This is a genomic window from Streptomyces sp. EDA2-14, assembly GCF_054963755.1.
This window is the reverse complement of record NZ_JBUEGE010000011.1, coordinates 163374-189017: the sequence shown is the minus strand read 5'-3', so window position 1 is coordinate 189017 and position 25644 is coordinate 163374. Positions and strand designations below refer to the sequence as shown.

26 protein-coding genes and 1 tRNA gene are annotated in these 25644 nt (G+C 70.9%); 13 read left to right on the top strand and 14 right to left on the bottom strand.

What is annotated here, in order from left to right; translation table 11 throughout:
* The first annotated feature begins 80 nt into the window (after positions 1-80).
* The 7 genes from madL to ACY34M_RS25345 all read left to right on the top strand — a co-directional run bounded on the left by madL (position 81) and on the right by ACY34M_RS25345 (position 6754).
* A complete protein-coding gene (madL, locus tag ACY34M_RS25375) occupies positions 81-506 on the top strand; it encodes a malonate transporter subunit MadL (RefSeq protein WP_462720602.1) in 426 nt (141 codons plus the stop codon).
* Position 507: 1 nt separating this feature from the next.
* A complete protein-coding gene (gene madM, locus ACY34M_RS25370) occupies positions 508-1272 on the top strand; it encodes a malonate transporter subunit MadM (RefSeq protein WP_462720601.1) in 765 nt (254 codons plus the stop codon).
* A 107-nt stretch (positions 1273-1379) separates the two neighbouring features.
* Positions 1380-1952, top strand: coding sequence for a TetR/AcrR family transcriptional regulator (locus ACY34M_RS25365; RefSeq protein WP_462720600.1), 573 nt, complete (start codon positions 1380-1382; stop codon positions 1950-1952).
* A 110-nt stretch (positions 1953-2062) separates the two neighbouring features.
* Positions 2063-3244: a GDSL-type esterase/lipase family protein gene (locus ACY34M_RS25360; protein ID WP_462720599.1), complete on the top strand. Its 1182-nt coding sequence runs from the start codon at positions 2063-2065 to the stop codon at positions 3242-3244.
* Between the two features lie 27 nt (positions 3245-3271).
* Complete coding sequence (locus tag ACY34M_RS25355; RefSeq protein ID WP_462720598.1) at positions 3272-4726, top strand: glyceraldehyde-3-phosphate dehydrogenase; 1455 nt, start codon at positions 3272-3274, stop codon at positions 4724-4726.
* Positions 4727-5071: 345 nt separating this feature from the next.
* A complete protein-coding gene (locus tag ACY34M_RS25350; protein ID WP_462720597.1) occupies positions 5072-6010 on the top strand; it encodes a TauD/TfdA dioxygenase family protein in 939 nt (312 codons plus the stop codon).
* 171 nt (positions 6011-6181) lie between these two features.
* The gene (locus ACY34M_RS25345) at positions 6182-6754 is read left to right on the top strand and encodes a DUF1648 domain-containing protein (protein ID WP_462720596.1); all 573 of its coding nucleotides are present in this window, start codon (positions 6182-6184) and stop codon (positions 6752-6754) included.
* Between the two features lie 21 nt (positions 6755-6775).
* Here ACY34M_RS25345 and ACY34M_RS25340 read toward each other — a convergent pair whose 3' ends face one another.
* The 5 genes from ACY34M_RS25340 to ACY34M_RS25320 all read right to left on the bottom strand — a co-directional run bounded on the left by ACY34M_RS25340 (position 6776) and on the right by ACY34M_RS25320 (position 10609).
* Positions 6776-7093, bottom strand: a complete 318-nt coding sequence (locus ACY34M_RS25340) for a hypothetical protein (RefSeq protein ID WP_462720595.1) — start codon at positions 7091-7093, stop codon at positions 6776-6778.
* Positions 7094-7204: 111 nt separating this feature from the next.
* Positions 7205-7693: a thioesterase family protein gene (locus ACY34M_RS25335; protein WP_462720594.1), complete on the bottom strand. Its 489-nt coding sequence runs from the start codon at positions 7691-7693 to the stop codon at positions 7205-7207.
* The gene (locus ACY34M_RS25330) at positions 7690-8670 is read right to left on the bottom strand and encodes a 3-hydroxyacyl-CoA dehydrogenase NAD-binding domain-containing protein (protein ID WP_462720593.1); all 981 of its coding nucleotides are present in this window, start codon (positions 8668-8670) and stop codon (positions 7690-7692) included. The genes ACY34M_RS25335 and ACY34M_RS25330 overlap by 4 nt, the downstream gene beginning before the upstream one ends.
* A gap of 58 nt (positions 8671-8728) precedes the next feature.
* Positions 8729-9619, bottom strand: a complete 891-nt coding sequence (locus ACY34M_RS25325; protein WP_462720592.1) for a beta-keto acid cleavage family enzyme — start codon at positions 9617-9619, stop codon at positions 8729-8731.
* 135 nt (positions 9620-9754) lie between these two features.
* The gene (locus tag ACY34M_RS25320; protein ID WP_462720591.1) at positions 9755-10609 is read right to left on the bottom strand and encodes a TetR family transcriptional regulator C-terminal domain-containing protein; all 855 of its coding nucleotides are present in this window, start codon (positions 10607-10609) and stop codon (positions 9755-9757) included.
* Positions 10610-10937: 328 nt separating this feature from the next.
* On the opposite strand from ACY34M_RS25320, the gene ACY34M_RS25315 reads away from it, so the two are divergent.
* From ACY34M_RS25315 to ACY34M_RS25305, 3 genes are all read left to right on the top strand, one after another.
* Positions 10938-12692: a sensor histidine kinase gene (locus tag ACY34M_RS25315; protein WP_462720590.1), complete on the top strand. Its 1755-nt coding sequence runs from the start codon at positions 10938-10940 to the stop codon at positions 12690-12692.
* Entirely contained in the window at positions 12689-13327 is a 639-nt protein-coding gene (locus ACY34M_RS25310) for a LuxR C-terminal-related transcriptional regulator (RefSeq protein ID WP_462720667.1), read from the top strand. Before ACY34M_RS25315 ends, ACY34M_RS25310 begins: the two co-directional genes overlap by 4 nt.
* 333 nt (positions 13328-13660) lie before the next feature.
* Positions 13661-15187: a long-chain-fatty-acid--CoA ligase gene (locus ACY34M_RS25305; RefSeq protein ID WP_462720589.1), complete on the top strand. Its 1527-nt coding sequence runs from the start codon at positions 13661-13663 to the stop codon at positions 15185-15187.
* 28 nt (positions 15188-15215) lie between these two features.
* On the opposite strand, the gene ACY34M_RS25300 is transcribed toward ACY34M_RS25305, so the two are convergent.
* Both ACY34M_RS25300 and ACY34M_RS25295 read right to left on the bottom strand, forming a co-directional pair.
* A complete protein-coding gene (locus ACY34M_RS25300; RefSeq protein WP_462720588.1) occupies positions 15216-15431 on the bottom strand; it encodes a hypothetical protein in 216 nt (71 codons plus the stop codon).
* Positions 15428-15838: a DUF1622 domain-containing protein gene (locus ACY34M_RS25295; RefSeq protein ID WP_462720587.1), complete on the bottom strand. Its 411-nt coding sequence runs from the start codon at positions 15836-15838 to the stop codon at positions 15428-15430. The genes ACY34M_RS25300 and ACY34M_RS25295 overlap by 4 nt, the downstream gene beginning before the upstream one ends.
* 145 nt (positions 15839-15983) lie before the next feature.
* Here ACY34M_RS25295 and ACY34M_RS25290 point away from each other — a divergent pair, with 145 nt between their 5' ends.
* Positions 15984-16748 (top strand): sulfite exporter TauE/SafE family protein, encoded by a 765-nt coding sequence (locus tag ACY34M_RS25290; RefSeq protein ID WP_462720586.1) that lies wholly within the window; start codon positions 15984-15986, stop codon positions 16746-16748.
* 13 nt (positions 16749-16761) lie between these two features.
* Here the strand turns inward: ACY34M_RS25290 and ACY34M_RS25285 are convergent, their stop codons facing one another.
* Both ACY34M_RS25285 and ACY34M_RS25280 read right to left on the bottom strand, forming a co-directional pair.
* On the bottom strand, positions 16762-18849 hold the full coding sequence (locus ACY34M_RS25285; RefSeq protein ID WP_462720585.1) for an MDR family MFS transporter: 2088 nt from the start codon (positions 18847-18849) through the stop codon (positions 16762-16764).
* 88 nt (positions 18850-18937) lie between these two features.
* Positions 18938-19426, bottom strand: coding sequence for a DUF309 domain-containing protein (locus ACY34M_RS25280; protein ID WP_462720584.1), 489 nt, complete (start codon positions 19424-19426; stop codon positions 18938-18940).
* A 127-nt stretch (positions 19427-19553) separates the two neighbouring features.
* Between ACY34M_RS25280 and ACY34M_RS25275 the strand changes: the two genes are divergently transcribed.
* Positions 19554-19627, top strand: a tRNA-Pro gene (locus tag ACY34M_RS25275).
* 384 nt (positions 19628-20011) lie between these two features.
* Here the strand turns inward: ACY34M_RS25275 and ACY34M_RS25270 are convergent.
* From ACY34M_RS25270 to ACY34M_RS25250, 5 genes are all read right to left on the bottom strand, one after another.
* The gene (locus tag ACY34M_RS25270; protein ID WP_462720666.1) at positions 20012-21211 is read right to left on the bottom strand and encodes an NAD(P)/FAD-dependent oxidoreductase; all 1200 of its coding nucleotides are present in this window, start codon (positions 21209-21211) and stop codon (positions 20012-20014) included.
* An 11-nt stretch (positions 21212-21222) separates the two neighbouring features.
* A complete protein-coding gene (locus tag ACY34M_RS25265) occupies positions 21223-21417 on the bottom strand; it encodes a ferredoxin (protein ID WP_462720665.1) in 195 nt (64 codons plus the stop codon).
* Positions 21418-21473: 56 nt separating this feature from the next.
* Entirely contained in the window at positions 21474-22700 is a 1227-nt protein-coding gene (locus ACY34M_RS25260) for a cytochrome P450 (RefSeq protein ID WP_462720583.1), read from the bottom strand.
* A 99-nt stretch (positions 22701-22799) separates the two neighbouring features.
* Positions 22800-23417 carry a TetR/AcrR family transcriptional regulator gene (locus ACY34M_RS25255; protein ID WP_462720582.1) on the bottom strand — a complete coding sequence of 206 codons (618 nt, stop codon included), beginning with the start codon at positions 23415-23417 and terminating at the stop codon, positions 22800-22802.
* A gap of 245 nt (positions 23418-23662) precedes the next feature.
* The gene (locus ACY34M_RS25250; protein ID WP_462720581.1) at positions 23663-25039 is read right to left on the bottom strand and encodes a carboxypeptidase regulatory-like domain-containing protein; all 1377 of its coding nucleotides are present in this window, start codon (positions 25037-25039) and stop codon (positions 23663-23665) included.
* 102 nt (positions 25040-25141) lie between these two features.
* Here ACY34M_RS25250 and ACY34M_RS25245 point away from each other — a divergent pair, with 102 nt between their 5' ends.
* Positions 25142-25618, top strand: coding sequence for a MarR family winged helix-turn-helix transcriptional regulator (locus ACY34M_RS25245; protein WP_462720580.1), 477 nt, complete (start codon positions 25142-25144; stop codon positions 25616-25618).
* Positions 25619-25644: the final 26 nt, after the last annotated feature.

Below are 25644 nucleotides of genomic sequence, written 5' to 3'. Positions count from 1 at the left end.
CTCGGCGCTCTCCGTTTTTCCCACCACCCCCCGCACGTTCTTGCTTGCTTGATTCCCGGTCTCTCAATGTGGAGTAGACGATGGTTCTTTATGGAGTGGCAGCGCTGGCGGTGTGCATGCTCACGGGCACGCTCGTCGGTGAATACCTGGGCGAGGCGCTCGGCGTCGACGCCAATGTCGGCGGCGTCGGCTTCGCCATGATCATGCTTGTGTTCGCGACCCACTGGCTGCGCCAGAAGGGGAAGTTCCCCGAGGCGAGCGAACAGGGCGTGCTCTTCTGGAGCGCGATGTACATCCCGATCGTCATCGCGATGGCGTCGACGCAGAACGTGTACAAGGCCGTCACCGGCGGCCCGATGGCCCTGCTGGCCGGACTGCTCGCACTGCTCGCGGGCTTCGCCCTGGTGCCCGCGGTCGCGCGGATCGGCGGGCCGGGGGAGCCGCTCCCCGAGCCGGACGACGCTCCCGCCGCGGCGGAGACCGCCACCGAGAAGCAGGGGGCCTGACGTGGATACGTTCGTCTCCGTCTGCAAGGACAACGGGCTCATAGTCGCCTTCACCCTCGTCGGCACCCTGATGCTGGTCTCGGCGTGGCTGTCCAAGAAGCTCACGCGCGGGCGCCTCCAGGGCTCCGCCATCGCCATCGTGCTCGGCCTCGCGCTCGCCTACTGGGGCGGCTCGGCGACCGGGGGAGAGGCCGGGCTCGCCGACATCACCGCGCTGTCCGGAATGAGCCTGATGGGCGGGGCCATGCTCCGCGACCTCGCGATCGTCGCGACCGCGTACGGCGTCGACCTGAAGGAGATCAAGCGGGCTGGCCCCGCCGGCGCCCTGTCGATCCTGCTGGGCGTCGTCGTCTCCTTCGTCGCGGGGGCACTCGTCGCCGCGGCGTTCGGCTACACGGACGCGGCCTCCCTCGCGACCATCGGCGCGGGAGCGGCCACGTACATCGTGGGCCCCGTCACGGGCACCGCGGTGGGCGCGAGCTCGGACGTGATCGCGCTGTCGGTCGCCGCGGGCCTGGTCAAGTCCGTGGTGGTGATGGTGGGGACGCCGCTGGCCGCCCGCCTGATCGGCCTGAACAACGCCAAGTCGGCGATGGCCTTCGGTGGTCTGCTCGGCACCACGTCCGGTGTGGCCGGAGGCCTGGCCGCCACCGACAAGCGGCTCGTCCCGTACGGGGCGATGACCGCGACCTTCTACACGGGCGTCGGCTGCCTCCTCGGCCCGTCGCTGTTCTACGTGACGCTGCGGGCGCTCGTCGGCGGATGACACGCGTCACCGAAGGCCGACGTGTATTTGCCTAAAGTTATTAGGCAGATGCAGAATGGTTTTCGGTAACGATGACGGCGGCGGGGGTCGAGAGAGGGCGTGAGGTCGTGGCGCGTGCCGGACTGACCACGGAGCGGCTGGCCAGGGCAGGAGCCGAGCTCGCGGACGAGGTCGGATTCGAGCAGGTGACCGTCTCCGCCCTCGCCCGCCGGTTCGACGTCAAGGTCGCGAGCCTGTACTCGCACGTCAAGAACTCGCACGACCTGAAGACGCGGATCGCGCTGATCGCCCTCCAGGAGATGGCCGACCGGGCCGCCGACGCCCTCGCGGGGCGGTCCGGCAAGGACGCGCTCACGGCCCTCGCCAACGTCTACCGCGACTACGCCCGCGAGCATCCCGGCCGCTACGCCGCCGGCCAGTACCGGCTCGACCCCGAGGCGGCAGCGGCCAGCGCGGGCGTGCGGCACGCGCAGATGACGCGGGCCGTGCTGCGCGGCTACGACCTCACCGAACCCGACCAGACCCACGCCGTCCGGCTCCTGGGCAGCGTCTTCCACGGCTACGTCAGCCTCGAACTGGCCGGCGGATTCAGTCACAGCGCCCCCGCCTCGGACGTGAGCTGGGCGCGGAGCCTGGACGCGCTCGACGCGCTGCTGCGGAACTGGCCCGCGCAGGCGTGAGCCGCCGGGTCGTCCGTGGTCCATCCCCCCCCAATCAACAGATTGACGCCACAGTGAACAGCACGAACGACACCTCGAACACCCCGAATGTCCCGGACTCCGGTCAAGAGTTGACCGCCACACCGATAACGGACGAGCTCGTCCACGGCGCGATCGACATTGAGCGCACCGAACGCGGCCTCCTCCCGCACCGCCTCCCGGCCCGGGCCCGCGCCCAGAACACGGACGGCCAGCTGTCCATGGCCGAGTCGCAGCCCTCCGGCGTCCGCCTCGCCTTCCGCACCGCCGCCACCGTCGTCGAACTCGACACGGTGCCGACCAAGCGCGACTACGTGGGCGTGCCGGCGCGCCCCGACGGCCTCTACGACCTGCTCGTGGACGGCGCGCTCACCGCGCAGGGGAGCGTGACGGGTGGCGACACCCTGACCATCGACATGACCAAGGGCACCTTCGAGTACGCGACCGGGCAGCCCGGCACGGTCCGGTTCGACGGCCTCCCGGAGGGCCTCAAGACCGTCGAGATCTGGCTGCCGCACACCGAGACCACCGAGCTCGTCGCCCTGCGTGCCGACGCCCCCGTGGAGCCCGCGCCGCCCCTCGGTGCCTCCGGCCGCAAGGTGTGGCTGCACCACGGCAGCTCCATCAGTCACGGCTCCGACGCCGCGAGCCCCACGACGACCTGGCCCGCGCTCGCCGCGTCCCGCGCCGGCGTCGACCTGATCAACCTGGGGTTCGGCGGCGGCGCCCTGCTCGACCCGTTCACCGCGCGCACCCTGCGCGACACCCCGGCCGACATGATCAGCGTCAAGATGGGGATCAACCTCGTCAATGCCGACCTGATGCGCATGCGGGCCTTCACCCCCGCCGTGCACGGCTTCCTCGACACCATCCGCGAGGGCCACCCGACCACCCCGCTCCTCGTCGTCTCGCCGATCCTGTGCCCGATCCACGAGAAGACGCCGGGGCCCGGCGCCCCCGACTTCAGCACGCTCGCGAGCGGGCAGCTGCGCTTCGTGGCCATGGGCGACCCGGCGGAGGCGGCGCAGGGCAAGCTCACCCTCGAATCCATCCGCGCCGAGCTGGCCCGCATCGTCGCCGAGCGCGCGGCCGACGACCCGCACCTGCACTACCTCGACGGCCGCGAACTGTACGGCGAGGCGGACCACGAGGAGCTCCCGCTGCCGGACTCGCTGCACCCCGACGCCACCGCCCACCGCCGCATCGGCGAGCGCTTCGCGGACCTCGGGATCGGCCCCCTGATCGATCAGCCGAACGGGCGGGTTAGCATATGAGCGCCGCCTAGCTCGAAAGAGACGCACGTGACTGTCAACGACGACTCGTTCACCAACTGGAAGCACCGCGAGGAAACCGCGGAGGCAATGATCCCGATCATCGGGAAGCTGCACCGCGAGCGGGACGTGAACGTCCTGCTGCACAGCCGCTCCTTGGTGAACAAGTCGGTGGTCAGCCTGCTCAAGGCCCACCGATTCGCCCGCCAGATCGCCGGCGAGGAGCTCTCGGTCACCGAGACGATGCCCTTCCTGAAGGCCCTCGCCGGACTCGACCTCGGGCCCTCCCAGATCGACCTCGGCATCCTCGCCATGACGTACAAGACCGACGACCGGGGTCTGAGCGTCGAGGAGTTCACCGCCGAGGCCGTCGCCGGTGCCACCGGCGCGCTGAAGCTGGAGCGCGGCGAGGGCCGGGACGTCGTCCTGTACGGCTTCGGCCGCATCGGCCGTCTCGTCGCCCGCCTGCTCATCGAGAAGGCCGGCTCCGGCAACGGGCTGCGGCTGCGCGCCATCGTCGTCCGCGGCGGCGGTGAGCGGGCCGCCGAAGACATCGTCAAGCGCGCCTCGCTGCTGCGCCGCGACTCGATCCACGGCCAGTTCCAGGGCACGATCACCGTTGACGAGGCGAACAGCACGATCAACGCCAACGGCAACGCGATCAAGGTGATCTACGCCAACGACCCGTCCGAGATCGACTACACGGCGTACGGCATCAAGGACGCCATCCTGATCGACAACACCGGCAAGTGGCGCGACCGCGCGGGCCTCTCCGAGCACCTGCGTCCCGGTATCGACAAGGTCGTCCTCACCGCGCCCGGCAAGGGCGACGTCCCGAACATCGTGCACGGCGTCAACCACGACACGATCAAGCCGGACGAGCAGATCCTGTCCTGCGCCTCCTGCACCACGAACGCGATCGTGCCGCCGCTCAAGGCGATGGCCGACGAGTACGGCGTGGTGCGCGGTCACGTGGAGACCGTCCACTCGTTCACGAACGACCAGAACCTGCTGGACAACTACCACAAGGCCGACCGCCGAGGCCGCTCCGCGCCGCTCAACATGGTCATCACCGAGACCGGCGCCGCCTCCGCCGTCGCGAAGGCCCTCCCGGACCTCAAGGCGCCCATCACCGGCTCCTCGATCCGCGTCCCCGTCCCGGACGTCTCGATCGCGATCCTGAGCCTGCGGCTCGGCCGCGAGACCGACCGCGACGAGGTCCTCGACCACCTGCGCGACGTCTCGCTGAACTCGCCGCTGCGCCGCCAGATCGACTTCACGGACTCGCCCGACGCGGTCTCCAGCGACTTCCTCGGCTCCCGGCACGCCTCGATCGTCGACGCGGGCGCGACCAAGGTCGACGGCGACAACGCGATCCTCTACCTCTGGTACGACAACGAGTTCGGCTACTCGTGCCAGGTGATCCGTGTCGTCCAGCACGTCTCCGGCGTCGAGTACCCGACGTTCCCGGCGCCCACCGCCTGACGTCGCACGCTCACCCACGATGCGCCGCCCTCCCGTCACGGAAAGGGCGGCGCACCGGGCTTGACCTGGCTATACGTCAGGGCCCAGGATGAGGGGCATGTTCACCTATCGCGCCCACGCATTCGGATCGGCCGCCGCGCCGGACCGATGTGGATGCGCGCGCAGCGGCTTGTAGCGGACCTTTCGAAGTCCCTCGTCGCCTTTCCCCGTACGTCCAGTAAGTCCTTTCGTCCCGAAGCCCCGCAGAGGCCCCGCCTCACACGCTTGGGCCGTCGGCTTCGCACGTACGGATCACCCGCGCATTCCTCGCGTTCCCTTGTCACCGTGTGCCTGTGGAGAGCCCTCATGACTGTGACCGAATTCCCGCCTGCCCAGCCCCTGCGCCCCGCCCACATCCCCGCCGACGGCCTCTACGAGGGGCGCCGCGTCCTGCGCCGCACCCCCGAAGGCTGGCAGGACCGCCCCTACGAGCTGTTCGACCTCACCCCGCAGGGCGCCACCATCGGCGCCGAGATCGGCGGCATCGACCTGAGCAGGCCGCTCTCCCCGGAGCTGCGCGAGGAGCTGAACCGGGCGCTGCTCGAATGGAAGGTCCTCTTCTTCCGCGGCCAGAATCTCAGCAGCGAGCGGCAGCGCGAATTCGCCCGCAACTGGGGCGAGTTGGAGACCAACCCGCTGCTGGAGCGCGGCGACAGCGAGGACGTCGTCCGCTTCGACAAGGGCGCGGGCGGCGTCCCCAGCTACGAGAACGTCTGGCACACCGACGTCACCTTCCGCGAACGCCCCGCCCTCGGCGCCGTACTGCAGCTGCGCGAGGTCCCGCCGTTCGGCGGCGACACCATGTGGGCCGACATGGCGGCCGCGTACGACAACCTCTCCGACGAGGTGAAGGCGCGCATCGAGGGCGCCGAGGCCGAGCACGACTTCCTGCCCGGCTTCCGCCGCTTCTACGGTCCCGAACGGCTCGCCCAGTGGCAGGAGTTGTTCCCGCCGGTCACCCACCCGGTCGTGCGCCGCCACCCCGAGACCGGGCGCCGCATGCTCTTTGTGAACACCTCCTTCACCACCCGGATCCTCGGCATGGAGCAGGCCGAGAGCGACCGGCTGCTGCGCCTGCTGTACCAGCAGGCGCACGTGCCGGAGTTCCAGGTGCGCTTCCGCTGGCAGCCGGGCGACATCGCGTTCTGGGACAACCGTGCCACCCAGCACTACGCGGTGGCCGACTACGGCGACGCCCGCCGCGTCGCCGAGCGCGTCGCCATCGCGGGGGACCGCCCCTTCTAGGAAAACGGTGCGGGCGGCCCGAAATCCTTCTCGCCGTTCCCTGGCGCGCTTCATCGTCGACGGGGAGCCGGGACACCTGTAGGCGCAGGTCTGCTCCCGGCAGTCGGCGGCCGTAAATCGTTGCCGGGGACGGGAAGGATCATGCGGTCCGTGGTCCGCCACAATGGCCGCATGCCGGAAGCCTCGTACACCCCGCCACGCTTCCCCTGGGCCTGGCTCGCGCCCAGCGTGCTGCTGCTGGCCGGGATGGTGGCCTGGGGCGTCGCCGCGTATCCGCGCCTGCCCGACCGTATTCCGCAGCACATCGGCGGCAGTGGTGTGGACGCCTGGACGGACAAGTCCGTAGGGGCCGCGTTCGTGCTTGTGTTCGTCTACGCGGGTGCGACCGTGCTGTTGTCCGTCACCGCCGCGCTGCTGCTGCGCGCCACGCCGACCACTGAACTGCCCGACGGCGAACCCCGTTTCGCGATCACCGGAAGCCAGCGCCCCGCGACCCGCACCGGAGCCCGCCGGATGGCCGTGGCGCTGCTCGTGACCAACATCGGGATCGGCCTGTCCTTCGTCGTCGGCAACCTCGTGCAGTGGCGCACGAGCACCACGTCCGAGGTTCCGTGGTGGTTCTTCGTCGGGCTGCTGGCGCCGATCGTGGGCGGGGCGGCGCTCACCGTTGCCGTGGGCCTGCAGGACCGCAGAGAGGGCAACAGGCGTCGCACCGCCGCGGGTTCTGCACGCGGCAACCGCTAGAGCCGTCCGGGGAAGTGCGGGTTACGAGCCCTTCCTGCGCGCGGCTTCGATCACCAACGCAGCCCCCAGGGACGCTGCTCCGCCAGCCGTCGTGCCGAAGAAGAGCCCTTCGAAGAGCACGCTGTTCGCTCCCTCGACGGTCCCGTCCTCGTGTGTGCACGACTTCTCGAAGGGGAAGCGGGCCGTGCTCAGGTCTGCGCAGTGATTCTGCAGGTCCTCATGGAGCACGCTCGCATTGAGCCAGGACAGTGCCCACAGGAGGAGGAAGAGCGCGACGAAGGCGCAAACGGCTCCCCACAGCCGGTTCAACTGGGCATCGCGTATGCCGGTGCTCGCCACAAGCCGGAGTGTATGTGCCGAACCGTCCGGTGGGTGCCGCGTTACAAGTGACGTACGTGCAGGGGCCCCGGACGTGTGGTCCGGGGCCCCTGCACGGGAAGCGGCCGGCCGTCAGACGACGGCGATCGACCGGCCCGCCCACTCGGGCGCGGGCTCCGTCAGTTCGGTGAAGCGGTCGCGGACCGCGGCCGGGAACTCGGCCGCCTTCCCCGCCTCTTGATCAACGTGGATCGCGAGCAGTTCGGTGGTCGCCACGGGCGCCGCGTCCGGTTCGGGCTCACCCGCCTCGTCGTCGACCACGTACATCTCGTGCGTGAAGCGCGCCTTCTTGGAGGCCGCACCCAATATCCGCGTACGGATGGCGAGGTGGGCGCCGTCGGGGACGTCACGCAGGTAGCGGATGTGCGACTCGACCGTGTAGAGCGAGCAGTGGCTGGTCTCCCGATACGTCGAGTCCAGGCCCGTCTCGATCATCATGGCGTCGGTGGCGTGACCGAAGGCGAGGACGTAGAACGCCTCGCTCATGTGGCCGTTGTAGTCGATCCACTCGGGGCGCACCGTGCGGTGCAGCAGGGGCAGTGCGGTGGTTGCGGTACTCATCGCGGGTCCGCCTTCCCGCTGCCGTTCTTGTTCAACCTGCCTGTGGCGCGCAGCACATCGATGACGCCCTGGTCGCGCTCGGCGACGAGGTCGGCGATGGAACGGCCGTCCGCGGCGACGTCGCAGCCCGCGACCACGGAGTCGTACAGCTGCTTGTCCAGCTCCGGGGCTTCGAGGCGGGTCCACGGCGACTTCAGGGAGGGGCCGAAGTGGTCGAGCATGTGCGCCATGCCGCCCTCGCCGCCCGCGAGCGCGAAGGTCAGCATCGGGCCCATGAACGCCCAGCGCAGGCCGGGGCCCTCGGTGATCGAGTCGTCGATCTCCTTCACCGTGGCCTCGCCGTTGGCGACCATGTGCAGCGCCTCGCGCCACAGGGCCTCCTGGAGACGGTTGGCGATGAAGCCGGGCACCTCGCGGTCCATGGTGATGACGGACTTGCCGGCGACCTTGTAGAAGCGGGAGGCCCAGTCGGTGGCGTCCGCGTCGGTCTTCTCACCGCCGACGACCTCGACGAGCGGGATCAGGTACGGCGGGTTGAACGGGTGGCCGACGACCAGGCGCGCCGGGGTGGCGGCGGTGGTCTGCATGTCCGTCATGGGGTAGCCGGACGTGGACGAGGCGATGACGACGCCGGCCGGGGCCGCCGCGTCCAGGCGGGACAGCAGGTCGCGCTTGAGGTCGAGGTCCTCGGGGGCGCTCTCCTGCACGAACTCGGCTTCGGCGACGGCCTCTTCGAGGGTCGGGGCGACGGTGAGCCGGTCGCGCGAGGCGCCGTCGGCGAGGCCCATCTCGGTGAGCGCGGGCCAGGCGGCGTCGACCAGGCGGCGCAGCTTCTGCTCGGCGTCGGGGGCCGGGTCCCAGGCCGTCACGTCGTAGCCGCGGGCCAGGAAGTGGGCGACCCAGCCGCCGCCGATGACGCCGGCTCCGACGCAGGCGACCCGGCGGACGTCCTCGGGAGCGGTGAGGGGGGAGGTCATGAGGGTGGTGTTGCCTTCCGGTGATGCGGGTGCGGGGTGGTTGCGTGTGTGTGGGGGTTCAGCCGCGCGGCTTGAGGCCGAGCATGGCGCGGGCCTCGTCCGGGGTCGCGACGCGCGAGCCGATGGACTCGGTGATGGTCACGGCGCGCTCGACGAGCTGGGCGTTGGTCGCCTTGTTGCCCTTGCCGAGGTAGAGGTTGTCCTCCAGGCCGACGCGGGCGTGGCCGCCGAGCAGGATCGACTGGGCGACCCACGGCATCTGCATGCGGCCGAGCGCGAAGCTGGCGAACTGGGCGCCCTCCGGCAGCATGTTGACCATCGACTGCAGCACGCCCGGGTCGGCCGGGGCGCCCCACGGGATGCCCATGCACAGCTGGAACACGGTCGGGTCGTCGAGCAGGCCCTCGGCGAGGAGCTGCTTGGCGAACCACAGCTGGCCGGTGTCGAAGATCTCGAGCTCGGGCCGCACGCCCAGCTCCTGGATCCGCTTGGCGCCCTGGCGCAGCATGTCGGGCGTCGACACGTACAGGTTCGAGCCGTCGCCGAAGTTCAGCGAACCGCAGTCGAGCGTGCAGATGTCGGGCAGCAGGTCCTCGACGTGCGGGAGGCGGTCCAGGCCGCTGACGAGGTCGGTGCCGGGCAGGTGCGTCGTCGGGTCGTCCGGGTCGATGACCAGGTCGCCGCCCATGCCGGCGGTCAGGTTGATGACGACGTCGACGCCGGTCTCCTTGATCCGCTCGACGACCTCGCGGTACAGCTTCGTGTCGCGCGAGGGGGCACCGGTCTCGGGGTCCCGTACGTGGATGTGCACGACGGCGGCACCCGCGTCGGCCGCCTCCACGGCGTTCTTGGCGATCTGCTCCGGGGTGACGGGCACGTGCGGGCTCTTGCGCACGGTGTCGCCGGCACCGGTGAGAGCGGCAGTGATGATCACGTTGTCGTTGGGCATGGGGGACCTCCCAATATCTGAAACGGGTGGGCAGAACAGGCGGATGGGCCATCGGGCGGGTGCGCCGATCAAGCCCCTGCGGCGCTTGAGCAGCGGGGCCCGGGGCAGCGCCCCGCGGCGTCAACCACGGTGCGGCTAATGGGCCGTAATGGCGGTGTCCACGTAGGAAAGCAGCGCGGAGTGCATCGCATCGGCAGCCGAGTCGACCGACTCCGGCCCGACGGAAAGCACCTGTGTGGCGAGCCCGTCGATGAGCGCGGTCAGCGCGAACGCCGCGGCCCCCGGGTCGACGGACGACCGGAACACGCCCTGGTCGACCCCGCGACGCACCACGTCGGCGACGGTCTCCCGCCACTGCCGGTAGTACTCGGTGTACAGGCGCCCCACCGTCGTGGAGCGCGCCGCCTCGGCCCACAGGTCGAGCCACACCTTCCACTGGCGCCGCTGCTGTGCGGTGCGCGGCGTCTGCAGCTCGATGAGCTGGCGCAGCTCCGCCTCCGCGTCGTCCGCCTCCGCGAGGTGGGCGGCGCGGCGCGCGGTGTCCTCGTCCATGCACCAGCGCACCGAGGCCTCCAGGAGGTCCGCGCGACCAGGGAAGTGGTAGTGGATCGCGGCCGTGCTGGTGGTGCAGGCGCGGGCGATGTCGGAGACGCGTACCGCGTGGAACCCGTGCTCGGCGACCAGCCGGACCGTCTCCTGGACGATCTGCAGCGGCCGCCCGCCCTCGACGGGCGCGGGCGCCACGGTCTCGACCTCGGCGGCGGGGGGCCGCGCGCCGAGCAGCCAGCCCGCGTCGACGTGCCCCTCGTCGGCGATCCGCGCCAGCTCGGCCACCGTGAACCGGCGGGTGCCGCTCAGGGAGCGGGAGAGCTTCGACGGGTCCATGACGATGCGGCGCGCGAACTCGCGCTGGCTGACACCGGCCGCCGTGATGACCTCACGGACGCGGGCGGCGGTGTCGGCTGGGGTTGCCTCGTTGCTGGATTCCACGGGGCAAGACCCTAACCATGTGTTGAGAAGAACTCAACACCACTCCCCTCGATATCCTGGAATTCATTGCCGTTGAGCCTCTGACTGTCTCATCAGTCATCATCGCAACACGGGGTGTCGCCCCGCTCCGGTCCTCACGCAACCCGTCACGCCCGCCGGACGTGCGCGAAAAGTGGCTGCGCATCATGCCGACTCAGCTGTCCGGGTGGGCCGCTGGACGTGGTGGTCGACGGCCCCGGAAGCCCCAAGAGCCCCCGGTGGCCCCGAGAGGCTCCGCACGCCCCGGAAGATTTTCCCGGCCGGCCCCCGGATGCCTTAACGTGTGGCCGTGGACAGTCAGGATGAGCGGGCCGTTCGGCTGCGCCTGACCGGGGCCGCGGCCCTCGCCGCAGTATCGGGCGGCGTCGGAGCATGGGCGTACGCGCGCAGCGGCGCGTCCGCGGGGGACCTCGTACGGGACCTCGCGGTGGGCTGGGCGTACGCGGTCGCCGGCCTCCTCGCCTGGCGGCGCAGGCCCGCCAACAACACCGGCCGCCTCATGGTGCTCGAGGGCATCACCTGGTTCCTCGGCAACCTCCAGGGCACCGCGGTGCCCGCCCTGTTCGCGTTCGGCGCCTGGTGGGAGGCGCTGAACATGGCGGTCCTCCTGCACCTCATCCTGTCGTTCCCCGAAGGCCGCCTCACCACGGTCCTCACCCGCCGCCTCGTCCAGCTCACCTATGGGCTCGTCGCCGTCGGCGGGTTCGTGCGCACGCTCCTGTTCGACCCGGCGACCGAGACCGGGGCGACGTACCTGGACTGCCGCGCATGCGGGCCCAACCTGCTGCATGTGTCCGCCTGGGACGGCCTCTTCGGCCCGTTCGACGCCGCCTACCACGCGGCGGGCTGGTTGATCTCGATCGTCGCCGCCGTCGCGATCGTGCAGCGCTGGCGGCACGCGTCGGCCGCCCGCAGGCGCGCCCTGCTGCCCGCCTGGATCGGCATCGGCATCGCCACGGTGTTCCTCATGTGGGACATGCTGTTCTACGTGGTGCCGTGGTTCGGCGGCGTCGGCTCGCTCGCCGAGCAGGCCGTCTACCTGATGTCCGATCTCGCCCAGGTCGCCGTCCCCTTCGCCTTCCTCGCCGGACTGCTGCGGATGCGCCTGCAGCGCGCCGAGGTCAGCGGGCTCGTGATCGACATCGGCACCGACTCCGACCCGACGCGGCTGCGCGAGGCGCTGGTGCGTGTCCTCGGCGACCCGACGCTGCGGCTCGGCCTGTGGGACGAGGCGCGCGGGCGCTACGTCGACGGCTCCGGCGGCGAGGTCGGCGCGGAGGGCGCCGGGCGCACCCCGGTCGCCGCCGCCGACGGCCGCCCGCTCGCCCTGCTCCACCACGACCCGGCTCTCTCCGAGGACCCCGAACTCCTCGCCTCCGTGGCGGCCGCGCTGCGCCTGGCCCTGGAGAACGTCTGGCTGCGCACGCGCGCGAAGGACGTCGCCACCCGCATCGTGCAGGCCGCCGACGCCGAGCGCGGCCGCCTGGAGCGCGATCTGCACGACGGCGCGCAGACCCGCCTCGTCTTCGCCCTCATGTCGGTGCGCCGCGTGCAGCGCGGCCTCGCCGACCACCCGGACCCGACGCTGCGCGAGGCCGCCGACGAGGCCGAGTCGAGCCTGCGCCTGGCCATCGACGAACTGCGCGGCATCGCCCACGGCATCCACCCCGCCGTCCTCACCCGCGAGGGCCTCGCCGCCGCGTTGAGCGCGCTGGCCGAGGAGGCCGCCATCCCGGTCGTCGTCGCCGCCGAGCCCCGCCGCTACGACCCGCTCGTCGAGTCCACCGCGTACTTCACCGTCTGCGAGGCCCTCAGCAACGCGGCCAAGCACGCGGAGGCCCGGGCGATCAGCGTCTCGGCCAGGCACCACGAGGGGCGGCTCGTGGTGGAGACCGTCGACGACGGCGTCGGCGGCGTCGACCTGGCGCGCGGCACCGGCCTGCGCGGCCTCGCCGACCGGCTCGCCGCCGTCGACGGCGTACTGCACATCCACAGCCCCGCGGGGGGCGGAACGAGAATCAGGGCGGAGCTGCCGTGCGGGTGATTGTCGCCGAGGACTCGGCACTCCTTCGGCTGGGCATCGTGCGGCTGCTCACCGACGAGGGCATCGAGGTGGCGGCCGAGTGCGCGGACACCGCGCCGCTGCTCGCCCTGGTCGCCGAGCACGAGCCGGACGCCGTGCTGCTCGACATACGGATGCCGCCCACGTACACCGACGAGGGCGTGGTCGCGGCGGCGGCCGTGCGCGCGGCGCACCCCGGCACCGGCGTGCTGCTGCTGTCCCAATACGTGGAGACGACCGAGAGCGTACGGGCGCTGGCCCAGCGGCCCGAGGGCTTCGGCTACCTCCTCAAGGAGCGCGTCGCCGACGCCGAGGAGCTGAGCGGAGCGCTCAAGCGCGTGGCCGCGGGGGAGACCGTGGTCGACCCACTGGTCGTGGCCCGCCTCATGGACGCCGCGCGCCCGCCGGGCCCGCTCGACGACCTCACCGGACGCGAGCGCGACGTGCTGGCGCTGATGGCCGAGGGGCGCTCCAACGAGGCCATCGCGCGGAAGCTGGTCATCGGCGGCAAGACGGTCGAGACGCACGTCCGCAACATCTTCGCCAAGCTGAGCCTGGAGTCGGACCCGGGCGAGCACCGCAGGGTCATGGCGGTGCTGCGCTTCCTGCGCGGCTGAGATCCGCCCCGGACCCGCGCGCCCCCACGCGCGGGTCAAGAGATTCCGGCTACCCGCTCCGGCGGACGACGCGCGTCCCCCGTTGCCCCCGTGCTCCCCCGTACGTCGTCCGCGGAGCGGTGCCGGACCTCCACAGTAGGCGGGTCGACCTCGCGGGACATCAGGGTGAGCCCTGAGATCCGGAAGTGACCCGGGGCACATGTACTGCGGGGCGGTGCGGGCGTAGAGTCCCACCAGGAGGACAAAACTAGCGGCGCTAATTTATGGCCGCCGGGCCCTCCCGACCTGGTCCAACGCCGAACCAGACGTCAGCACGGAACGGAGCGCTACCCGATGGCCACCCTCTCGCTCGCCGCGATCCTCGCCGACAACGCCCGCCGGCACCCCGACAAGACGGCCCTCGTCGCGGGCGACGTGCGCAGCACCTTCGCCGAGTTGTGGCTCCAGGTCCGCAAGCAGGCCGCCGCCCTCACCGACCTCGGCGTCCGCCCCGGCGACAAGATCGCCCTCATGGCGCCCAACACCGCCGAGTTCCCCCGCGCCTACTACGCGGCCGTCGCCGCGGGCGCCGCCGTCGTCCCCGTCCACCTGCTCCTGTCGGCGCCCGAGGTCGAGCACGTCCTCAAGGACAGCGGCGCCAGCCTCCTGCTGTGCCACCCGGCGCAGGCCCGGACCGGCGAGGCCGCCGCGGACGCCGTCGGCATCCGCACCGTCGCCCTCGGCGCCGACGGCGAGCTGGAGAAGCTCACCAACGCAGCAGACCCCGTCACCACGTACGCCACCCGCGACGCCGACGACGCGGCCGTCGTCTTCTACACGAGCGGCACCACCGGCGTCCCCAAGGGTGCCGTGCTCAGCCACCTCAACCTCGTCATGAACGCGACCGTCGACGCCTTCGACTGCAACGAGTACAGCCCCGGCGACATCGTCCTGGGCGCCCTGCCGCTCTTCCACGCCTTCGGCCAGACCGCCTCCATGAACGCCGTGTGGCGGGCCGGCAAGACGCTCGTCCTCATGCCGCGCTTCGACGCCGCCAAGGCCGTCGAGCTGATGGTCCGCGAGCACGTCACCGTCTTCCAAGGCGTGCCCACCATGTACGTCCACCTGCTCACGGCGGCCGCGCAGGCCCTGGAGCAGGGCGCCGAACTGCCGCGCCTGCGCGTCGCCGTCTCCGGCGGCGCCTCGCTGCCCGTCGCGGTCCTCGAACGCTTCCAGGAACTCTTCGGCGCCCCCGTCCACGAGGGCTACGGACTGAGCGAGACCTCGCCCGTCGCCGCCGTCAACCAGCCCTGGTACGGGGCCAGGCCCGGCACCATCGGCCACTCCATCTGGGGCGTCGACGTCGAGGTCGCCCGCCCCGAACTCGACGACCGCATCGAGCTCCTGCCCACCGGTGAGCTCGGCGAGATCGTCGTGCGCGGCCACTGCGTCTTCTCCGGCTACCTCGGCCGGCCCGAGCAGACCGCGCAGGCCCTCGTCGACGGCTGGTTCCGCACCGGCGACCTCGGCACCAAGGACGAGGAGGGCTACCTGCGCATCGTCGACCGCAAGAAGGACGTCATCATCCGCGGCGGCTTCAACGTCTACCCGCGCGAGGTCGAGGAGGTGCTGATGCGCCACCCCGGCATCGACCACGTCGCCGTCATCGGCCTGCCCGACGACGTGCACGGCGAGGAGGTCTGCGCGGTCGTCGTCCCCAAGCACGACGCCTCGCTGGACGCCGCCGAACTCACCGCGTGGTCCAAGGAGAACCTCGGCAAGCACAAGTACCCGCGCCGCGTCGAGTTCACCGACCAGCTGCCGCTCGGCCCGAGCATGAAGGTCCTCAAGCGGGAGCTGCGGGAGACGTACGCGGGCTGAGGGACCGGCTCCGCCGCCCGGCCAGGGGTCAGACGACCGTACGCAGCACCACCGCCACCGCCACCACGGTGACGGTGTCCCACGCCGGACGGTCGGCGAGCCGGAGCAGCCCTGCGGCGGTCAGGAAGTCGAGCAGCACGGCCAGCGCCCGCCGCACGGTGCGCGTCAGGCGCCAGGCCGCCACAGCGGCGGCGAGGCCGAGCACGGAGACCAGCACGGCCGCCCGCTGCGTCCACTCGCTCACGTCGGCAGTCCCTCGGATCCGCGCTCAGGTGCCGTGCCGCCGTGTTCGATCTCGGCCCGCTCCTGGCGGATCTCGCGCACGAGGACGAAGTTCAGCGCGGTCCTGATGGCCGCGATGGCCGCCAGCTGGCCGATCTCGGTGAAGCTCGGGGCGACCGCCGTGCGCAGCACGTCACCGGCGAGCTGGAACTCCAGGCCCAGGACGAGGAACCGCCCCATGCCGAGCCTGATCCGGCCGAACTCCGCCACCTCGCGGTGTCTGCGCACACCCGCCCGGACGAACCGTGCGAAGGCCCAGACGGCGCCGATGAAGATGATCAGCGCGCCCGCGGTCTCGACCAGCCTGACCAGCAGATTGATCAGATCGTGCACGGTCGACTCGGGCAGCGTTTCCGCCAGCGGGGTCATGGGGGGAGGCTCGTCCTCGAACCGGCGGTGCGCAAGGACGAGTTCGCGCCGCCCGGAGGGCCTCGGTCCGGTGCGGTGCACCGCGTATCACCATGTGGCACCCCTGACGCCCGACAGGTAGTTGCGTCTAGCATCTGTCCTCGCCATGCACGACATATTCGGGATCACCGCCTGGGAGTTCTCCGCTCTGGCCGCCGCGGCCATGGTGGTCGGCTTCTCCAAGACCGCCGTCAGCGGCGCCAATACGGTCAGCCTCGCGGTCTTCGCCGCGATCCTGCCCGCGCGCGCCTCCACCGGAGTGCTGCTCCCCATCCTGATCTGCGGCGACATCCTCGCCGTGCTCACCTACCGGCGGCACGCCCACTGGCCCACTCTGTGGCGCCTGTTCCCCGCCGTGGGCGCGGGCGTGGTCGTCGGCACCGTCTTCCTCGGCTTCGCGGGGGACGGCGCCGTACGCGTGTCGATCGGCCTGATCCTGCTCGTCATGGCGGGCGTGACCGTCTGGCGCCGCAAACAGGCCGCCGCACCCGAGGTCGAGTCGACGCCGACCCGCACGGCCCGCGTCAAGGCGGGCTCGTACGGGGTGCTCGGCGGCTTCACCACCATGGTCGCCAACGCGGGCGGCCCCGTGATGTCCATGTACCTGCTGTCGGCGGGCTTCAAGAAGCTCGGCTTCCTGGGCACCTCCGCGTGGTTCTTCCTCATCGTGAACTCGGCGAAGGTGCCGTTCAGCGTGGGCCTCGGGCTCATCGACGGCCGCTCGCTGCTCCTGGACGCGGCGCTCGTCGTGTTCGTCCTGCCGGGGGCACTGATCGGCAAGGCATGCGTGAACCGGATCAATCAGCGCCTCTTCGAACAGCTCGTCATCGCGGCGACGGTCCTCGGCGGCCTGCAACTCCTGCTGAACTGACCGGAGCCACCCACTACATGGGCACGAGGGTGCGCTCCGAGCCGGACCCGCTCGTCGAACCGGTCGCCATGTCCTCGGCCAGCAACCGCTTCGCGATCGAGTCGACCGCCACCCGCAGCTCCGCGTCCGCGGGGCGGCCGACGTCGGCCTCGACCTTCTCGCTCAGCCAGTTGCCCCAGGCGGTGTTGATGACCTCCGACTCCCGGTGCCCCGCCTCGGTGTGCGAGAAGTACGTGCCCGTGCGCGTCAGATAGCCCTCGTCGACCATCCGCTGGAACACCGGCACCAGCACCTCCGGGGGCAGCCTGCGGCGCGCCGCGATCATGCCGAGGCTCGCGTGCCCGACCATCCGCGTGAAGAAGTCCACCTGCATCACGGCCCATGCGCCCGCGACGTCGAGGCGGGTCTCGGACCGTTCCAGGATCTGCCGCGCGGTGTTGAGGTCCGTCTCCTTCACCAGGTTCGCCACCGCCCGCTCCAGAACGTGCGCCGAGTCGCCGGTCGACGGCTGCGCGAATCCCTCACCCATGTCGGAGGAGCCCGCGCGCGCGGTGTCGCGCAACTGCACCTGCTTGAGGAACAGCGCCACCAGGAAGCCGATGAGCGCCACCGGGACCGTGCACAGGAACACCGTGTGCAGCGAGTCCGCGTACCCGTTGACGATCGGCTCGCGCGCCGCCTCCGGCAGGTTGTGCACGCCCTGCGGACTCTGCGCGGCCTTCACCAGGGCCTGCGGCGAGATCCCGGTCCCGGCCCGCGCCGCCTCCGCCACGCCCTCCTTCAGGTTCGGCTCCAGGCTGTTGGCGTAGATCGTGCCGAACACGGCGGTGCCGAACGAGCTGCCCAGGGTGCGGAAGAACGTGACACCGGAGGTCGCGGTGCCCAACTCCGCGTACTCGACGGTGTTCTGGACGGCGATCGTCAACACCTGCATGCATAGACCAATGCCGAGACCAAGGACAAACATGTACACGGACTCGAGCCACGTACTCGTGGAACTGTCCATCAGGGACAGCAGATACAGGCCGAGCGCCATCACCAGGGCGCCCACGATGGGGAAGATCCGGTACTTGCCGGTCTTGCTGACCACGTTGCCGGAGAAGATGGACGCGATCAACAGACCGATCACCATCGGCAGGGTGCGTACGCCCGAGATGGTGGCCGAGTCCCCGTCCACGTACTGCAGATACGTCGGCAGGAAAGTCATCGCGCCGAGCATCGCGAAGCCGACGATGAAGCTCAGGATCGAGCAGACGGTGAACACCGGGTTCCGGAACAGATGCATCGGCAGCATCGGTTCCTTGGCCCGCGTCTCCACCCAGCAGAAAAGGCCGAGCGCGACGATGCCGCCGACGAAGAGCCCGATGATGACGCCCGAGCCCCACGCGTACTCGTTGCCGCCCCAACTGGTCGCCAGGATCAGGGCGCTCGCCCCGACCGCGACGAGCGCGATGCCGAGATAGTCGATGATCGGCTTCGCCGCCGACCGCACCACCGGGATCGTCCGGGCCGCCGCGATCACGACGACGATCGCGATGGGTACGTTGACGTAGAACGCCCAGCGCCACGTCAGGTGGTCCGTGAACAGTCCGCCGAGCAGCGGCCCGATGACGGTCGAGACACCGAACACGGCACCGATCGCACCCTGGTACTTGCCTCGCTCACGCAGCGGGATGACGTCGGCGATGAGCGCCATCGCCGTCACCATCAGACCGCCGGCGCCGATGCCCTGCAGCGCGCGCCACGCGATGAGCAGCGACATGTTCGTGGCGAGCCCGCACAGGAACGAACCGGTGATGAAGATGATCGCCGAGAGCTGGAAGACGATCTTGCGCCCGAACATGTCGCCGAACTTGCCGACGAGGACCGTGGCGACCGTCTCCGCGAGCAGATACGCCGTGACGACCCACGACATGTGCGCCGCGCCGCCCAGGTCCGAGACGATGGTCGGGAGCGCCGTGCCGACGATCGTCTGGTCGAGGGCGGCCAGCAGCATGCCGAGCATGATCGTCCCGAAGACGACATGGCGGCGGCGTCGGTCGAGAACGGGTGGCGCCGAGGCGGCGGCCGGCGGCGGGGCTGCTTCTTCGGTGGTCGTCACCCTGGCAGCGTCACATCGGGCCACGGGCGGCGCATGCGGGTGGGGGCCGGACCGGTGACGTGCGCCTTTCGGGTGCGCGCGCCCTGCGTCAGGTCAGCCGCGGCGCGACGGAAGCAGCATCGACCGGCTGTGCGGTCCGCTCCACCTCGTCGGCGAGCTCACGCGCCCAGCCCACCAGCGCGGCCGTGGCGAGCTCCGCGGGGGCGACGCCCTGCCACGCGGCGATGCCCTCCGCGCCACGGCGCAGCAGCCGGGCGCCCCCGGTTGCGTTGCCGCGCGCGGCGTGCGTGAGCCCGACCGCGGTCTGCGCGAGGGCCCGCCACAGCTCGCGCTCGCTGTCGGGCCCCGACTTCCACGCGTCCTCGAAGACCTCGTGCGCGTGGAACGGCTGCCCGGCATCGAGCAGCGCCTGCGCCTCCGCGACGCTCTGCGCGGCCGTCCGCACCACCCCCTCCGGCTGCCGTTCGACCCCGGGCGTGCCATAGGGGAGCGGCCGACCGAGCCCGTCGCGGGGCCGCGCATTGCGCGCCCGTCCCTCCTGGTCACGGTCCCGGTCACCGTCGCGCGAAGTGCTCATGCCCCGATTCTCCCGCACCCGCCCGCGAGCCGCGGATCCGGTTTCAAACCACCCCTGAGCTTGGGGTATTGTTCTTCTTGTCGCCGCCTGAAGGACCGGAGAACACCGGGCCGGAGGCAGTGGACATCGGGACGTGGCGCAGCTTGGTAGCGCACTTGACTGGGGGTCAAGGGGTCGCAGGTTCAAATCCTGTCGTCCCGACAGTTCGGACGATCGAACGTCGCAGGTGAGAGGCCGTTTCTGGAAACGGCCTCTTTTCTGTTTCCGGACCGCTCGACCTCAAGTCCGCCTTCCCCGAGGGGATCGAGGACCGCCCAGACCCGCCCGAAGCTGGGGCCCGCCGCCGAGAACCTGGCTGTCGAGCGGCTGCTCCGGACATGGCGGGTTCCGGGGAGAGGAAACCGCGGCCGCGGTGCACGGACGTGAGCCGCAAGCCGGCCCGTATGACGTGTTCAGGACCCATCCCGTCATCTCCGTGCACGTAAAACAGGCACGAGACGGTGCGGTCGAGGGCAGCGCCGACCAGCCCGTTCGGCGAACGGCCGTGGGCGACCGGTGGGGTCGGCCACGGCCGTCGTGTCGTGTTCAGGCGGCGGTCTGCGGCTCCAGGGCCGTATGCCAGTCCGTGCCGGACGCGATGGCGGTGCGCCAGCGGCGCAGGGCCTTGGGTGGCATGCCGACGGACAGGGCGCCGGTCAGTCGGCCACCGGTGCGGTAGGCGACGAGGAACCGGTCCTGCTCCATGTCGCCTTCGACGACATGTGCCTCGTCGTGACCCCGGAGGTGTCCGTGGGCCTGAATCTTGATTCCGTGCTGGTCGGACCAGAAGTAGGGGACAGGGGCGAAGGGGCGGGCGGAGTCGGGGTCGAGGAGGTTGCGGGCGGCGGCCATGGCCTGTTCGGCGGCGTTGGTCCGGTGCTCGATGCGCATGCTCGTGGCGAACAGCGGGTTGTGCCAGCGCGCCACGTCTCCGGCCGCGTACACGCCGGGAGCCGCCGCGCTGTACGCGTCGCAGACCACGCCGTCGGACACCTCCAGGCCGCTGCCGTCGAGCCAGGCGGTGTTGGGTACGGAGCCGATGGCCACGAGCACGTCGTCGGCCTGGACCGTCGTGCCGTCGGAGAGCTCGACGGCGCCGACGCGGCCGTCCCGTGTCACCACCTCATGGACCTCGGTGCCCGCACGCAGATCCACGCCGTTCTCGCGGTGCAACTGCGAGAGGTACGAGCCGACCTGGTGGCCGACGGCGTGGGCGAGGGGTACGGGTGCGGGCTCCACGAGGGTGACATCGGCGCCGAGGGCGCGGGCCGAGGCGGCCACCTCCGCGCCCAGGAATCCGGCGCCCACCACGACCAACTTCCGCCCTGGTGACAGGCGTTCGCGCATGACGAGCGCGTCGTCCAGGGTGCGCAGCGTGTGCACGCCCGGCAGCGGCTGCACGGGCAGTCGGCGTGGGCGGACACCGGTGGCGATGACCAGCCCGTCGTAGGGGAGTTCCGTGCCGTCGGCGAGGGGCACGGTGCGGCGCGCGGTGGACAGTGCCGTGGCGGCGGTGCCCAGCCGCAGGTCCAGGTCGAGGGCCTCGAAGGTGGTCTGCGGGCGCAGGGCCGTCCGCTCTGCGGTCCAGGCGCCCGACAGGATCTGCTTGGACAGCGGCGGCCGGTCGTACGGCAGGCGGTGTTCCTTGCCGACGAGGGTGAGGGGGCCCGTAAAGCCTTCTCTGCGCAGGGTCTCGGCGGCCGTCAGGCCGGCCGCCGAGGCGCCGACGACCACGATGCGGCGCAGTGGCGCGGTGTTCACGCCCGGGCCACGTGGATCGCCGCGGCCGGGCAGACGGCCGCCGATTCCCTGACGTCGTCGTGGAGGGCGGGATCGGGGGTGTCGGTGAGCAGTTCGACGATTCCGTCGTCGTCCTGGTCGAAGACGTCGGGCGCCAGGAGGACGCACTGTCCCGAGGCGACGCACTTGGGCTGGTCGACTTCCACGTGCATGGTGTTCTTGCCTCCGCTGGTGGGGGAGTGGGCGGGGAGCGCCGGTTCGGGCGATGTCACCACGTGACGGGCAGGGAGTACACGCCGTAGACGAACCCGTCGTGCTTGAACTCCAGTTGGTCGATGCCGGTGGCCAGCTTCAGGGTGGGGATGCGCCGGTAGAGGGTGCTGTAGACGCATTGCAGCTCGACGCGGGCCAGCGGCTGGCCCAGGCACTGGTGGATGCCGAAGCCGAAGGCGACGTGGCGGCGGGCGTCGCGGGTGATGTCGAGGCGGTCGGGCTCGGGGAAGGGGCCGGGGTCGCGGTTGGCGATGTCGTTGGCGAAGATGATGCCTTCGCCCGCGCGGATGGTCTGTCCGTCGACCTCGATGTCCTCCAGTGCCACCCGGCGGCGCCCGGACTGCGTGATGTTCAGATAGCGCAGCAGTTCCTCCACGGCGCCGGAGACCGTCTTGGCGTCCTCGGTCTCGCGCAGCAGGGCGAGTTGGTCGGGGTTCTCCAGCAGGGCCAGGGTGCCGAGCGCGATCATGTTGGCGGTCGTCTCGTGTCCGGCGGCGAGCAGCAGGACGCCCATCCGCGCGGCCTCGCGCTGCGTCATCTCGCCGGTGGCGACGCGTTTGACGGCGAGTTCGGACAGGAGGTCGTCGCCGGGCTCCGCGCGTTTGTCGGTCAGCAGGTCGTGGAGGTAGTCGGTGAGGGCGTCGGTCGCCGCCACCACGTCCTCGGGCGTCGATGTGCGACGGACGATCACCTGTGTGTGCCGCTGGAAGAAGTCGTGCTTCTCGTAGGGCACGCCGAGCAGTTCGCAGATGACCAGGCTCGGTATCGGGAGCGCGAAGGCCTCGACCAGGTCGACGGGCGCGGGACCGGCGAGCATCTCGTCGATCAGGTCGTCGACGATCTTCTGGATCGCCGGCCGGAGCGCCTCCATCTTCTTGACGGCGAACGGCGCGGTCACCATGCGGCGCAGCCGGGCGTGTTCGGGGTCGTCCATGTTGATGAACGTGGGGTTGGTCCGGTCCCGGTCGCGCATCCCCTCGTTGCGGTGCGGGAAGCCGGGCTGCGCGGGGTCGGAGCTGACGCGCGGGTCGCCGAGCAGGGTGCGCAGGTGGTCGTGACGGGTGATCAGCCAGGGGCTGCTGCCGTCCCAGATCCGGACGCGGGTGACGGGGGTGTCGGTCTGCAGGGCGTGCAGTGCGGGCGGAGGGTCGAACGGGCAGCCGGCCGCTCGGGGGCTGGGGTGCTCGGGCAGGTCGACGGACGGGTTCGCTGTGGGGGTCATGCGTACCTCCGTGAAGGGAGAAATGCGCGTGCCCCACTTTCCTAACACCGTTAGTGGGTATATGCATCTACTTTGCGGAGGGTGACAGCCCGTCCTCAACTATTCGGCCACCACCCGCTCCAGGAGCTCGTCCACCATCCCCGCGAGCTGCTCACGGTCGGCGGCGAACGGCACGGCCGTCGCCATCGCCACCAGCCCGTGCACCGCCGCCCACAGCAGGGAGGTCGACCGTGAAAGGGCGGCCGCTTCGTCGCGCTCCTCGCGGCACGCGGCCACCGCTTCGCTCCATACCTCGTGCACCGTCCACAGCGGATGGGTGGCCGCCTCGTCCCGCGGCACCTCGATCCGCTCGATGCCGAACATCAGCCGGTAGATGCGCGGGTTGTCCAGGGCGAAGTCGCAGTAGTGGTGGGCCAGTGCGCCCAGGGCGGCGTGCGGCCCGGCCTCGTGCTCGCCCGACCAGGCGTCCCGCAGCTCGGAGGCCAGCCGTTCGTAGGCCCGCCGTGTCACGGTCGCCACCAGCTCCGCCCGGTCCTTGAAGTGCAGGTAGATGCTGGGGGCCGAGATCCCGACCTCCCGTGCCACCGCACGGAGCGACAGGTCCTTCTCCCGGCCCGACTCGGTCAGCATGCGCGCCGCGGCCCGCACGATCTCCTCCTTCAGGGCCGCGCCTTCGCCCCAACGGCTCTGTCTGCGGCGCGTGAACCCCTCACTCATCTCCAACTCCTCCTGATCGCACGGCACTCGACGGCCGCTTCACGCCGGCAAGTCTGACCGGAATCGACCGACGCCGTGTGACGCACGGTAATCGCTGGTGGGCGGCGCAAACCAGCGCAGTGGGTGCGGTGGCCCCAGGAGGCCGTCATGGCGGTTTTCCTGGAGGGGAGTTGAGCGGTTTCCGGGGAGGGGCGAAAGGGGACGGGGGGGGGGTGCGTCGAGCGCTCTCCCGTCCCCGTGGCTGATCAGTGGGAGGAGGACACCGGCTGGGGGCTTCGCCTGCCGTTCATGACGAAGTCCTTGTGCCGCGGTCGGCCGCTGGCCGGCAGGACGCGGGCCACGGCGGGCAGCCGGTTCGGTGCGGTCACCAGGACGTCGACGAAGTCCTCCGGCAGCGCGGTGACGGCGTACCCGCCAGAGGCGTCGGTGTGTGCGCGGACCAATTGGCGCCCGTGCCGGTCGGTCACCGTGACCGTCGCGCCGGTCACCGGGGCGCCGTCCGCCTCGCAGACCCGGCCCTGGAGCATGGGCGTCTGACCGTGCGGTGCAGCGGGCGACAGCGGGTGCGGGAGCGGGAGTTCGAAACTGGGATCTTCGACCGCGACGTCCTCGACCGCCGTCGACTCCTCGGTGTCCGCCTCCGCCGCGGCCTTCTCCTTCTTCCGCTGGAGCAGCGCCCCGGTGCCCACCAGCGCCGCGCCGATGACCAACCAGACGACCAGGACCACGGTGGGCCTGACGAGCCCGTTGTTGTCGAAGTAGAACAGGCCGTGCAACGCGTCGATGGCATTGCCGAGCGGCAGGAGCGGATGCATCCAGCGGAAGAAGCCCGGCACCATCTGGTACGGGATGGCCCCGCCGCTGGACGGAATGCTGAACAGGACGAACAGTGTGATCGCCACGCCGACGATGTACTGGCGGACGAACGGCACGAGCCCGTACACGGTCCACGCGACGGCCTGCGTCAGCATGAAGCCGTACAGCATCGCCAGGGGATCGTTCGGCACCACGTCGAGCGCGCGGGCGAAGTAGAAGCCGCCGACGCTGAGGACCGCGCCCACGCCCGCCAAGGTGGTCAGCTTGGCGCGGCGGCTGAGCGAGGTCGCCCGCATCAGCATCATGACGGAGATGTAGGGGACGATGTTCCAGACCATCGCCATGTAGAACATGCCGCTGCCCGTGACGTCGCCGCTCGCCGTCGGCGCGAGGTCGACCGTCTTCAGCTCGGCTCCCTGCTGCGCGGCGATCGGGGTGAAGGTCGCGGTGAGCGTCTGCTCGAGCATGGCGCCGTTGCCCTTGGCGACGTAGAGCGTCGCGTGGTCGCCGTCGACGCTGAACGCGGCGACGGCGTCCCGGTCCTCCACCTGCTCGCGGGCCGCCCGCGCGTCGTCGGCCGGCCTGATGTCGAAGGCGCCGGAGGCCTTCTTCTCCAGACCGGCCTCCAGTTGCGCCGCCGCCACGGGGCTTGACACGGCGACCTTGACGTCGTGCGGCTCCGGGGAGTGGAACGGAAGCATGTAGCAGACCAGGAAGCCGATGAAGAACAGCGCCGGGAACCACAGGCTCTCGGCCAGGGTCTTCGCCTTCGTGGGCTGCGGATCGGGCGGTTGCGCCTCCGGCATGCGGGAGCTCCTCACGTGCTGCGTGTTACTTACCTTAAGTAAATATACAGACCGGGTGTGCCTGTGCCGAAGGGGCCCGTGACCTGGGGCATCATGGAACCCGTGTCCGCCTCCACCGACTCCGACGGTTCCAGCCACTCCGACGACTCCATGCAGCGCCTGCTCCGCGCGGTGACCGCCCTCTCCTACGTGATGGGGCGCAGCCAGGTGCACGGCCAGATCGCCGCGCAGCTCGACGTGAAGGTGGAGCGCGCGGGGTACGCCATGCTGCGCGTTCTGCTCCTGGAGGGCGAGCCGCTGCGCAGCAGCGCGCTGGCCGAGCGTCTGATGGTGCGGCCGCCGCACGTGACGCGTCAGGTGGCGCACCTGGAGGAGCAGGGGCTCGTGGAGCGCGTGCGCGATGCGGACGACCAGCGCGTCCAGTTGGTCCGGATCACCGAACGAGGGCGCAAGGTGGCTCGCCGCCTCAACGAGCTGATGCGCGACCTCCTGGGCCGGACGCTTGAGGACATCCCGGAGCGGGACATCCGCGCGGCGACCCGCGTCATCGAGCGGATGGCGGACAACTCCCTGCTGTGACGGGGCGGGCCAGTCCCTGATCCGTT